At 40.9% G+C, this 12,834-nt stretch carries 9 protein-coding genes; 6 read left to right on the forward strand and 3 right to left on the reverse strand.

Annotated features, from left to right (window positions below; all coding sequences use genetic code 11):
- Window positions 1-213: 213 nt before the first annotated feature.
- The 5 genes from SLP02_RS03915 to SLP02_RS26490 all read left to right on the forward strand — a co-directional run bounded on the left by SLP02_RS03915 (window position 214) and on the right by SLP02_RS26490 (window position 4,225).
- Window positions 214-1,674: a hypothetical protein gene (locus SLP02_RS03915; RefSeq protein WP_319419343.1), complete on the forward strand. Its 1,461-nt coding sequence runs from the start codon at window positions 214-216 to the stop codon at window positions 1,672-1,674.
- Window positions 1,671-2,954, forward strand: coding sequence for a hypothetical protein (locus SLP02_RS03920; RefSeq protein ID WP_319419344.1), 1,284 nt, complete (start codon window positions 1,671-1,673; stop codon window positions 2,952-2,954). The genes SLP02_RS03915 and SLP02_RS03920 overlap by 4 nt, the downstream gene beginning before the upstream one ends.
- A gap of 582 nt (window positions 2,955-3,536) precedes the next feature.
- On the forward strand, window positions 3,537-3,671 hold the full coding sequence (locus SLP02_RS26480) for a hypothetical protein (protein WP_413467321.1): 135 nt from the start codon (window positions 3,537-3,539) through the stop codon (window positions 3,669-3,671).
- 314 nt (window positions 3,672-3,985) lie between these two features.
- Window positions 3,986-4,045, forward strand: a complete 60-nt coding sequence (locus SLP02_RS26485) for a hypothetical protein (RefSeq protein WP_413467322.1) — start codon at window positions 3,986-3,988, stop codon at window positions 4,043-4,045.
- Window positions 4,046-4,057: 12 nt separating this feature from the next.
- Window positions 4,058-4,225, forward strand: a complete 168-nt coding sequence (locus SLP02_RS26490; protein ID WP_413467100.1) for a tetratricopeptide repeat protein — start codon at window positions 4,058-4,060, stop codon at window positions 4,223-4,225.
- A gap of 208 nt (window positions 4,226-4,433) precedes the next feature.
- Here the strand turns inward: SLP02_RS26490 and SLP02_RS26495 are convergent, their stop codons facing one another.
- The gene (locus tag SLP02_RS26495; protein WP_413467101.1) at window positions 4,434-4,544 is read right to left on the reverse strand and encodes an endonuclease; all 111 of its coding nucleotides are present in this window, start codon (window positions 4,542-4,544) and stop codon (window positions 4,434-4,436) included.
- A gap of 430 nt (window positions 4,545-4,974) precedes the next feature.
- Here SLP02_RS26495 and carB point away from each other — a divergent pair, with 430 nt between their 5' ends.
- A complete protein-coding gene (carB, locus tag SLP02_RS03930) occupies window positions 4,975-8,223 on the forward strand; it encodes a carbamoyl-phosphate synthase large subunit (protein WP_319419346.1) in 3,249 nt (1,082 codons plus the stop codon).
- 231 nt (window positions 8,224-8,454) lie between these two features.
- Here the strand turns inward: carB and SLP02_RS03935 are convergent, their stop codons facing one another.
- A complete protein-coding gene (locus tag SLP02_RS03935) occupies window positions 8,455-10,815 on the reverse strand; it encodes an ATP-dependent helicase (protein WP_319419347.1) in 2,361 nt (786 codons plus the stop codon).
- A gap of 113 nt (window positions 10,816-10,928) precedes the next feature.
- Entirely contained in the window at window positions 10,929-12,458 is a 1,530-nt protein-coding gene (locus SLP02_RS03940; protein WP_319419348.1) for a YifB family Mg chelatase-like AAA ATPase, read from the reverse strand.
- Window positions 12,459-12,834: the final 376 nt, after the last annotated feature.

Here is a 12,834-nt window from a genome sequence, read left to right on the forward strand (position 1 = left end):
CACTATGATTTTTCATATTTTGTATAATCGTTAGCTAGTTTTTTAAGAGAATAGAAAGATCTCTGTGTTTTTGGTAATATTATGTGAACTGAACAAAAATCGGCTATATATACTGAACTACTAATGCTTAAAACAAGATAACCCTTCCATATATCTTGCCTATCTGACCTCTATAATTATCGCCAATAAATCAAATAAAATTTTAGACCTAAAATGTTACATAAAAAAAATAATCCTGTAATTACATTAGCGGTACTACTGGCTGTAGTCGGAGTATCAAAACCAGCAAAGGCTTTCCTTTTAGCTCAAGCTGATAGCAATACTCCAACTCTGACACAGACAAACCCTGATTTAGAGAGTAGTGGTACAGTTAACGCTGATTTAGAGGGTAGTGGTACAGTTAACGCTGATTTAGAGAGTAGTGGTACAGTTAACGCTGATTTAGAGGGTAGCGGTAAAATCAATCCCGAATTTCAAGACAGTGGCGTAGTTAATTCTGATGTAAAGGAAAGCGGTGAAGTTAATCCTGATTTAAAAGAAAGCGGTACGGCTAACATTGATGCAATTGCTCAAGCAGATGCCAATCCAAACGCAGCAGATACGGAAAATGCTCAGGGTGATGCGACCGCCACAAAGAAGGGTAATTGGTGGTGGTGGATACCTATAATAATAGGATTACCACTTTTAGCATTACTGGGTATATCCTCTTTAAAACGTGGAAACAGAAGCGATCAAGAGCCTGCCGTAGGCAATACTCCTTCACCTAACGCTCCTCAAGGAGGCAGTGTTGCCTTCGATCCAGATATTGATGGTGTATCGCCTAGAAGAACAACTGCAACGGGTGATTTGGGAGCAACTTCCAACTTAGGAGGTGCAGCCATAGCAGGAGGTGCAGCAGCTACTAATAGAATAGGCGATCGCAATAATCAAGATATTGAAGAAGTCGATACCGATCGCTTTGAGTTAGAAAATGTGGTTGCTCAACCCGAAACTGATATCGATAATCTTATAGTTGAAATACCTTCTGATCCCGTAAATGAATTTACAACAGATCAAGAAACAATATTACGAACTACTGAACAGTCAACAAGAATACAGGCCGATGATTTAAATGATTCTTCTGGATTACTTGACAATGTATCGGCAACTGGTGCAGCTTTAGGAGGTAGCGCAGCAGCAGCTTCTGGATTTTTTGGCGATCGAGAAGAAGAAACTACAGAGTCAGTGACAGAAGATAATGACACCACCTTTGAGACTGAAAATGCCAGAGAATTTAGAGGTGATTATGTCCTCAGAGAAGAAAGCCCAATTGAAGAAATCAATTTAGAGACAGAAGACGACGATACAACAGCTATTAGAGACACCAACTGGGTAGACAGCACCACTAGCGAGTGGAATGCGCCAGACAATACAGGCTCAGATTCTGTAGATAATACCGCCACTACTGAAGTGGAGTTATCAAAGTCTGAAGATGAAATATTTGAGCCAACATCAGGTTTTGCCAATAATGCGACTCAAACTGGAGGCGCAGCATTAGCAGGAGGAGCAGCAGCCTTTGGTGGTGCAGCAACATCTGGATTGTTTGCTAGTCAAGACAGTGAGCAACCTACGGAAACAGACTTAGAAGACACCAACTGGGTAGACAGCACCACTAGCGAGTGGAATCAGCAATGATGCTACTCAGACTGAAAGCGCAGCAGCATCTGGATTGTTTGCTAGTCAAGACGCCAGACAATACAGGCTCAGATTCTGTAGATAATACCGCCACTACTGAAGTGGAGTTATCAAAGTCTGAAGATGAAATATTTGAGCCAACATCAGGTTTTGCCAATGATGCTACTCAGACTGAAAGCGCAGCAGCATCTGGATTGTTTGCTAGTCAAGACAGTGAGCAACCTACGGAAACAGACTTAGAAGACACCAACTGGGTAGACAGCACCACTAGCGAGTGGAATGCGCCAGATAGCACAGTCTCAGATTCTGTAGATAATACTGCTACTACTGAAGTGGATTCAGAGATAGAAGATAGTGATTTCATATTAGACACTAGAATTAACAATTACTTTGAAACTAATATTATCGCTGATGCTGAAATTACTTCTGATGAGACGGATTATAGCTTAGATGATCTCGCTAATTTAGACGAGATTACCTTTGATGATGCCGATAGTTCAGTCAGTGCTAGTTCAGATGAATTTGCTTTTGATAACACTACTGACTCTAGCGAGATTAGCTTAGACGAGATTAGCTTTGATGATGCCGATAGTTCAGTCAGTGCTAGTTCAGATGAATTTGCTTTTGATAACACTACTGACTCTAGCGAGATTAGCTTAGACGAGATTATCCTTGATGATGTGGATAGTTCAGTCAGTGCTAGTTCAGATGAATTTGCTTTTGATAACACTACTGACTCTAGCGAGATTAGCTTAGACGAGATTACCTTTGATGATGCCGATAGTTCAGTCAGTGCTAGTTCAGATGAATTTGCTTTTGATAACACTGCTGAGTCGAGCGAGATTAGCTTAGACGAGATTACCCTTGATGATGCGGATAACTCCATTGATGATTTAATTAATAGTATTGGTACAGATACTCTTAATCAAAGAGTTGATTTAGATGAACTTGGTTTTGACGAAAGGTTAGAGAGAAAAGCCAATTCACCTTCTGATTTATTAAGTGATAAAACTGCGGAAATAACCGATTTAGGCGATGATAAATCTGACGACATGAATAATATTTCAGAGTGGTTAGATGGATTAGAAACACCTAACCAAAATACCGAAAATATTTCAGAATGGTTAGAAAATCTTAATGCGGATAGTGCTAATACGGATAGCGAAAAAAGCAATAATGGTAAAACTCTAAGATTGAATGAGGAAGATGATGATATTTCATTTCAATTCCTTGAAGATTTATTAGATAGAGATCCAAATGCTAATCAAGAAAATAAATAGTTAGTTTCTGACTTTACGCATTTAATCTAACTGGTGTGACGGGGTGATGGGGTGACGAAGAGCGTAGTCTAGTTGAAGCGTCTCCAAATTCGCAACGGTGAGCGTTGCCTTGCGCCTTAAAGATCGATGAGTGCGTAACATCAGTTAGTTTCTTTGACTATTGTTGATTCTTGAAAATCCCTAATTTAAAAACTTGAACTGGGAACTTTTTTGCTCATATATTAGACAGTGAACTAAAGCTCTTGCTAAATATTCAAGAGCGATCGCCAAAACTAATTATGCATTCAAATCTTACCATTTGGTAAATGGGTTTTTGGACTTATCTATTAAACCGATAAATTTTAAAACATCTACTTTTAAAACAAGTTATGTCTAATGATACGTCGATGCAAAAAGAAGATTCAAAAGTCACAAATGATAATGCTCAATTATCAAAAAAAGTTAGTGGTAATTTGTTAGCCAAAGCAAGCTAGCTTCAAAAAAGGCAATGAATTACGAGAGCAAAGATTATTAACAGAATCGATCCTTAGCTACCAAAAGTAAATTAAACTCAAGCCTGATTATATTCAACCATTACTCAAGCTGGCAGAGGTATACAAAATCCAGAAAAACTGGCTAGAAGCGATAAAATGTTATAGACGCGCTATTGGCTTAAATCCAGATAGACATGGCTTTTATCTTATGATTAGCCGAAGTTTTGAAGCAAAACAAAATTAATGGTGCGATCGCTGCCTAGGCTGAAGCAATTGAGCTTAATCCTGATTTGTCGGCTAGGGCATATAAAACTTACGCCGATCTTTTGATTAAAAAAAATGATACAGCTAACGATGCACTTTTAGCTTATCAAAAAGCAGCAGAAATTAAGCACGATTGGCAGGCTAACTTTTAGGTTAAATTAGCAAGGCTGTTAATGGATGATAAAAAGTCTGATGAAGCAATCAAATACTTGCAAAAAGCTATTGGCTTAGAGTCAGATAATCCAGCACTATATTTATTTTTCCCTTGGCAATGCCCATCATCAGCAAGGAGAAATAGGCGAGGCGGTAAGAAATTATCAAAAAGCGATCGCCTTAAAGTCCGATTACGGTTAAGTTTACAAGAAGTTGGGCGATTTACTAAAGCAAAGAAATAAGCTAGATGAGGCGATTAAATGTTACCAAAAAACATTAGCAATCAAGCCAGATTTTAAGAGCGTCTATCGTTCTCTCGGAGATATTCTGATGGCTCAAGGTAAAGAAATCGAAGCAAAACAATGTTATCAAAGAGCATGATCGCAAAGTTAAAACGGTTTTTGATTAATGCCTAAAATTCTGGAGTGGTATTCTGATAATTCGTCAAATGTTACCAAATGGTTTTTAATTTGGTATTTGAGACTATAATATTATGTTAATAAAACAGCTAGCTACGAAGTGAAAGACCTAGCTAGCTGTAAATTGAATTTTGTTGAATCTTACTTTATAAACTATTAAGCTTTAGGGTTTAATAGTTTTTTTCATTGGCAAAATAAGCCCAAGTGCCTATACCAACTGCCGCTACGTAGCCAGTTGTTAAAACTAGGATCAAGGCGATCGCTGTTGGAGATAAAGTCATAATTGAACCTCGTTATTAGTGTTCCCCCATAATTTAACAACAATGTCAATGGTATTCAACAAATATTAATGATCCCCAGAAAATGTAACAAAGTGAAACAGAATATTCAGACTTGGCTGTCACGAAGCAGATGCCAAATCAAATAGTTGGGATCTTTACCCAAACTAGCTTTTTAATCAATATTGCAGCTTGTTGATCGGCAAAATAATTATGAGAAACAAGAATATTCTCAATTAATTGTGAGAAGAGAGCAAAAATTAAATAAATAAAAACTGACAAATAATAGCTCAAACCAAGAGTTGATATGGGTCGTGATAATTGGCGAGCGGCAAAAAATTATTAAATGTAGATAAAGCGTATACCGTTATAAGGTGCAAGAGACTATACAATAAATCGCTAGCAGTATAAGTTAGGCGAAAGACAGAGTATTATGCCCCGTCGCAGCGATATCCACAAAATTTTACTTCTTGGTTCAGGTCCCATTGTTATCGGACAAGCCTGTGAATTTGACTATTCTGGAACCCAAGCTTGTAAAGCCTTAAGAGAAGAAGGCTATGAAGTAGTTTTGGTTAACTCCAATCCTGCTTCGATTATGACCGATCCTGAAATGGCAAACCGTACCTATATTGAACCATTGACTCCTGATATGGTTGAAAAGGTAATTGCCAAAGAAAAACCAGATGCTTTGTTGCCCACAATGGGAGGACAAACAGCCTTGAACATAGCAGTATCTCTGGCAAAGAGTGGAGTATTAGATAAATATAATGTCGAACTTATTGGGGCAAAACTACCTGCCATTGAGAAAGCCGAAGATCGTTTGCTGTTTAAAAAGGCGATGGAAAAAATTGGGGTGCCAATGTGTCCTTCAGGCATTGCCAATAATTTAGCAGAAGCTAAAGCGATCGCTTTAGAAATCGGCAGCTATCCTTTGATTATTCGCCCTGCCTTTACTTCGGGCGGAACAGGAGGCGGTATAGCCTACAACCAAGAGGAATACGAGCAAATTTGCGCTTCAGGTCTTGATGCTTCGCCGATGAGTCAAATTCTAGTAGATAAATCTCTTTTAGGCTGGAAAGAATACGAACTAGAAGTAATGCGGGATTTGGCAGATAACGTGGTGATTATCTGTTCCATTGAAAATATTGACCCGATGGGGATACATACAGGCGACTCAATTACCGTTGCCCCTGCCCAAACCCTAACTGATAAAGAATATCAGCGTTTGCGGGATTACTCCCTGGCAATTATTCGCGAAATTGGCGTAGAAACAGGAGGATCTAATATTCAGTTTGCCACTAATCCCCTTAATGGAGAAGTGATTGTAATTGAAATGAATCCCCGCGTCTCCCGTTCTTCGGCATTAGCTTCTAAGGCAACGGGTTTTCCGATCGCCAAATTTGCTGCCAAACTAGCGGTAGGCTACACCCTAGACGAAATTTCTAACGATATTACTCAAAAAACACCCGCATCATTTGAACCGACTATTGATTATGTAGTTACTAAAATTCCTCGCTTTGCCTTTGAAAAATTTCCTGGTACAGAACCAATTTTGACCACGCAAATGAAGTCTGTAGGAGAAGTAATGGCAATTGGCAGAACCTTTAATGAGTCCTTCCAAAAAGCCTTAAGATCCTTAGAAACTGGTCGCTATGGCTTTGGTTGCGATCGCCAAGAAACCCTCCCATCTATTCCCCAAGTACGCTCAAGTTTACGTACGCCTAACCCAGAGAGAATTTTTAGCATTTATCATGGCTTCAAGCTGGGGATGACGATCAAAGAAATCCATCAGCTTACTGCCATTGATATGTGGTTCTTAGATAAGATGCAGGAACTTATGCTAACTGAAAAGTTTCTCAAAGGTACTTCCCTCAAAAAAATAGATTCAGAACAGATGCGCTTTGTTAAGCAGCAGGGATATAGCGATCGCCAAATTGCCTTTGCTACTAAAACTACTGAAGACGAAGTGCGCGAATATAGGAAAAAACTTGGTATTATCCCCGTGTATAAGCTGGTGGACACCTGTGCAGCAGAATTTGAAGCTTATACGCCTTATTACTACTCTACCTACGAAGCGGGTGAGTCAGAAGTTACTCCTTCAGATAAATCCAAAGTAATGATCCTCGGTGGTGGTCCTAACCGTATTGGACAGGGAATTGAATTTGACTACTGCTGTTGTCATGCAGCCTATTCCCTCTCAGAAGCAGGATACGAAACCATTATGGTCAACTCCAACCCTGAAACGGTTTCTACTGACTACGATACCAGCGATCGCCTTTATTTTGAACCGTTAACCAAAGAAGACGTACTAAATATTATCGAAGCCGAAAATCCTACTGGAATTATTGTGCAGTTTGGTGGACAGACTCCCCTGAAGTTGGCTATTCCCTTACAAAATTATTTAGAAGACGCAGAAAATCAAGCTTCTAACACCAAGATTTGGGGTACATCTCCTGATTCTATTGATGCAGCCGAAGATCGGGAACGATTTGAGCAAATATTACGAGAATTAGATATAAAGCAGCCTCCTAATGGGATTGCTCGTAGTTACGAAGAATCGCTGAGAATTGCTAATCGCATTTCCTATCCTGTAGTAGTGCGTCCTTCCTATGTATTGGGAGGACGGGCGATGGAAATTGTCTATTCCGATGCCGATCTCAAGCACTATATGACCTATGCAGTACAGGTAGAACCCGATCATCCAATTTTAATTGATAAATTTTTAGAAAATGCGATCGAGGTTGATGTCGATGCTTTGTGCGACCACGGTGGCAAAGTGGTAATCGGTGGCATTATGGAACACATCGAACAGGCTGGTATTCACTCAGGAGATTCCGCTTGTTCTATTCCCTATAACTCCTTACCTGAGTCGGCTGTGGCTACAATTCGCGACTGGACAACAAAACTAGCTAACGCTTTAAAAGTAGTTGGGCTAATGAACATTCAGTATGCGGTTCAGGGAGAACAGGTATTTATCATTGAGGCTAATCCCCGCGCTTCCCGCACTGTCCCCTTCGTATCTAAAGCCACGGGTGTTCCCTTAGCTAAAGTTGCATCCCTAGTTATGTCTGGCAAAAGTTTAGAGTCTTTGGGTGTCACCAAAGAAATTATTCCCAAACATATTGCCGTCAAAGAAGCTGTCTTGCCCTTTAATAAATTCTCGAATACGGATACTCTCTTAGGACCAGAAATGCGTTCAACGGGAGAAGTCATGGGCATCGATAAAGACTTTGGTAAAGCCTTTGCTAAAGCTGAAATTGGTGCAGGGGTTGATTTGGCTCTAACTGGTACGGTGTTTGTTTCCATGAATGAAAGAGACAAAAAAGCGATCATTCCTGTAGTCAAAGACCTGATCGATTTAGGCTTTAAGATACTTGCCACTGGAGGAACACAAAAGTCACTGCAAGCCAATGGCATTGAGAATGTAGAACTAGTTTTAAAACTCCATGAAGGTCGCCCTCATGTCGTAGATTCGATTAAAAATAATCAAATTCAATTGATTATCAATACTCCCACAGGAGAAGAATCTCAAACAGATGCTCAATTAATTAGAAGGATGGCACTAGATTACAAACTACCGATTATTACAACCATTGCAGGGGCAAAAGCTACTGTAGCTGCCATTCAGTCCCTAAAGTCTGAACCACTAGAGGTCAAAGCACTACAAGAATATTTGCAATAGCTGTTTTATTTAAGTAGGTAGGACAAATTAATTAGAAGATAGTCTCAGCAATGAGTAACGAGTAACGAGTAATGAGTAATGAATAAAAAAAATAGATCGTAATATCTTGCTTACGCTTGTTTTACATTTAATTCCACCCACCTACTTATACCAAGTTGTGTTCAACTATGTAACTTTACTATCTGCGCTTTCCTTTGCGTCTTTGCGTCTTTGCGCGAGATAATATTGTTTCTATGAGCGCAACTTAGTATTATTTCGTAAGTAACGGACTAACGCGGGTAAAACAGGGCAGGGTTTCTTTAGCTGTAAATTTGGTTTGTCTACGCTAAAAACACTCCAGCGAAACGGGCCTAAGTCGGCTGCGGACATCCATAAAAGACGTTTTGCTCTAGTCATTGCCACATATAACAGTCGATATTCTTCTGCTTGTTTTAGCCTGACGGCTTCTTGCCAAGCCTTGCTTGGCAAGGGAATAGTTTGCGGCTTATCTGGGGCTATATATTGGTGATGTACCAAAGAGCGAATTTGCGCGCGAGCAACTTCAGAAAGGGTAAAGCTGCCTAAGAATTTACCTGCGTTGGGTATCCAAGGTTGTCCAGGTATAGTATCTTGGTGGAGAAAAGGGATAAATACATAGTCCCAATCTAGCCCCTTTGCCTTGTGCATGGTGATGATGGTAATTTGTCCTGGGCGAGTATAGCGATCGCCATCGTCTTCTTCGACTGCCTCAAAATTTTCTGAGTTGACGATCTCTTCTAAAGTCTCAATGGCTGCTTTGAGGGAACTACGCCCCGTAATTTGCCGACTAACCTTTTCTGAAAGCTTTTGCACCGTGGCTAATTCTGAACCAGTGTAGGTAAGCGTCATGCCCAAAAAGGGAATTAATTGGTAGTGGGGCAACTCCATGCGGGCGCGCAGCAAGTTACAACAGTAGCGACGGGCTGTGATTACCTGGGGTTTTTGTTCTGGATGCAAAGGGGTAGGATAAAGAAACTGTTCGGGAGAAGTGGCAAGGGCATTAAGATCTTGAGTCGGAATAAGACTCCTTTGCTCAAGTACTTCTAAAGCAGCCTTAAGATTGTCTGAAGAGTGAGGGCGATCGATAAACTGAAGTAGCTTGAGAATTTCCCCTGGTATTTGCGAATATCTTTCACTTTCTGCTACTTCGTAAATATTTATTTGATGTTCTCTTTGTAGATAAGCTAATTCCTCAGCCAAGAAACGCGCCTGACGATTTTCGCGCACCAAAATTGCAGCATTGCGATCGGGATAATCTTTAAATAAAGCGATCGCCTGTTTACCAATCAATTCTGCCGTCTGGTAAACATCATCAGGGTGAATAATAACTACGCCACTACCTTCTGGCTGAGGATTAGCATCTGGTTGCGGATCGTTAGGCTCAACTTCAACAATATTTTGCAGACGAAAAGGTAATAATGGCTGATTCTCTTCTGGTTTATTATCTGACCACAGTTGATTTACCCAATGCACCACAAAATTTGCGCTATCAATAATTATCTTGCTGCTGCGCCCCGCCTGATTCATAGTTGTCAGGCTGTTTTGCTGCTTACAGGTTTCACAAAACCAGTTGAAGTAAATAGGATCGGCAGGAGTGAAGGTGGAGTTGATAGCTTGATTTGGATCTCCAACCCGCACCAAATTAGGAGAAGAATTAGGTTCACCAGCGTTACCCGCCAAGATAGAAATTAGCTTTGACTGAAGGGGACTAGAATCTTGCGCCTCGTCTTCAAATACGCCATAAACCTGATTTTGCCAAAGCATCTGCATGGGCGGATATTCCAGCACCTTTAACGCTGCCAAGATCAGATCGTCATAGTCAATTAGATCTTGCGATCGCATTAGCTGCTGATATTCTTGATATAGTCCTGCTGCAATATTTAAAATGCCATACTCGTCAGTAGCATCTTGACTCAATTCTAATAACTGTTCTGGCAACAAACCCGAACTCTTAGCTTCCCTTACAACCGTATGAGTCAGGCTGGGCAATACCTCAGTCCGCAATACCGACTGACGACGCAATCTTTCTGTTTCCTCCCCATCAAACTGCACCCCTTCCAACAGTCTTTGATATTCAACGGGATGATTGGCGATCCATCTTTCCACCGCCCCGCGAATAATCCGATGTCCCGTATTAGGGACGACAATAGTTACGTTGTCTAGATTTAGTCCTGATAGTTCTTTTCTAGAGTTAGCAATATTGAGAGCTAAACCGTGGAGAGTATGCACCACGAAGCCTCCAGGAGGCAGCTTTAAATCTTTTAAGCGATCGCGTATTTTACTTTTAATATTGGCTGCTGCCGAACGTGTGTAGGTAACAACTATTAGCTGTCTTCGGCTGTGTAGCTGGTTTTGGGCTATAGCTATTGCTGCTGCCACCGACAAACTATGAGACTTACCTGCCCCTGGTACAGCCGACACTGCCATTTCTCCCCCTTGCCAGTTCCCTAAACCCTGCTGTCCTGTTCGCAAACTACTCCGCAATAGCTGAAGTTGCTGTTCTAACCATTGCGATCGCTCTGCTTGATTAAGAATTGAGGAGTTATCAACGCTCTGCTGCTGGGAAGATAGCATTTATTATCTCAAGAAAAGTGTAGGTTAATTTTAGCAATCAAATAGTATTTAAATACTAAGTTCAATTGATAATTGATAATTGATAATTGATTACTCGCCAACAGGATTTAACATCACTGCATTCTATCAATGGTGCGATATTGAATTGCTTCTGCTAAATGATTACTCTGCAAATTGCGATCGCCTGCTAAATCGGCAATAGTACGAGATACTTTTAAAACCCGATCCATCGCCCTGGCAGATAAACCCAGCTTGCGAATAGCTGCCTCTAATAAATTACGGCTAGCATCATCTAAGTTACAAAAATCTCGTAGATGAAGCGATCGCATTTCAGCATTACAGCTAATTCCTTTTTCACCCTGAAAACGCTGTTCTGCCAGTTTACGAGCAGCAATCACCCTGATTCTTACTAGTTCAGAATCTTCGCCCGTACTTTGTCTGGTCATTTCTTTTGGCTGGAGACGATTTACCGCCACCTGCAAATCAATCCGATCCATCAGAGGTCCCGACAATTTAGCCCAATAGTTCTCCCTGTGGCGAGGAGAACAGGTACAATTTTGGATCGAATCGCCAAAGTATCCACAGGGACAGGGATTGGTGCTGGCAATTAATGTAAACTGAGCAGGAAACACCACCGATTGACGAGTACGTGAAATTGTTACCTGACCATCTTCAAGGGGTTGACGTAAATACTCTAAAACATTACGTTTGAATTCCGTAAGTTCGTCCAAAAAAAGTATACCCTTGTGTGCCAAAGATATTTCTCCAGGGCGAGGATAGCTACCGCCACCTACTAAAGATGGCCCTGATGCGGAATGGTGGGGGCTACGAAATGGTCTGACCGTAATCAATCGACCTCGATCTTTAAGTAAACCTGCAACAGAATGAATTTGCGAAACTTCCAAAGCTTCAGGAAAAGAAAGGCTGGGTAAAATTCCAGGCAGACGCTTTGCCAACATAGTTTTACCACTCCCAGGGGGACCAACAAAAATCAGGTTATGTCCGCCTGCTGCAGCAATCTCCAAAGCTCGTCTAGCCTGAACCTGTCCCTTGACATCTTTTAAATTAGGTATGTGCGACCAAGTTTGTTGGTCAGGTGGTTGTTCGGCTGGCACTACAGGCTGATACTTGTCTGGCTGATTAAGAAAGTTAGCTACCTGACCTAAATTTTCAAATCCGTATACATCAATATCCTGAACCACGGCTGCTTCTTGGGCATTACCTAGAGGCACAATCAATCCCGCAATTCCCATTTTAGAGGCTGCTGCTGCAACAGGTAAAACGCCTGAAACTGCTCTTAAAGTGCCGTCGAGCGAAACCTCGCCATAGAATAAATGATCCCCTAATAATTGCGGATCTACCTGTTCTGATGCTGCTAAAATGCCAACACTAATAGGCAAATCAAAACAAGGTCCTTCTTTACGTAGGTCTGCGGGGGTGAGATTAATTACAATTTTACGCACAGGAAAGGCAAAATCAGCATTTTTTAGAGCAGCTTTGACTCGCTCGCGCGATTCTTGTACCGCAATGTCGGGTAGTCCGACAACGATGATCTTGGGCAGTCCTCCCGAAACATCAACCTCTACCCCTACTTTAATCGCATCAATACCAGCGATCGCTGCACTCCAAACCCTTGCCAACATCAATTAATTAACCACTCATCTATCCCAGCCTATTCGTGATTGACTCGATCGGCTAACCGCAAATTCACCAGTATTTGCCCAAGATTAACAATTCATTAATAATAGGAAATGGATAATTGTATTCTGGCTGATAATTTTTTCTCGCTTTCGGGAACAATATAAACAGCTACCAATAACATCTAATGTATTTAATATATGGTAAGTCAGTTTATGACTCGCAATTAATCTTACAGAAAATATGCTTTTCAACATTGTTTTCGGTGTCGGCAAATCAAGAGCTAAAAAATATAATTGTTCATGCGCCCTTCCGTTTATAAGGCGGAGTTCCCCCATTGGAAGATAAAAAGGATGCTTATGACACAGCTTTCGCCAATCA

The organism is Pleurocapsa sp. FMAR1 (assembly GCF_963665995.1).
Taxonomy (GTDB): Bacteria; Cyanobacteriota; Cyanobacteriia; order Cyanobacteriales; family Xenococcaceae; genus Waterburya.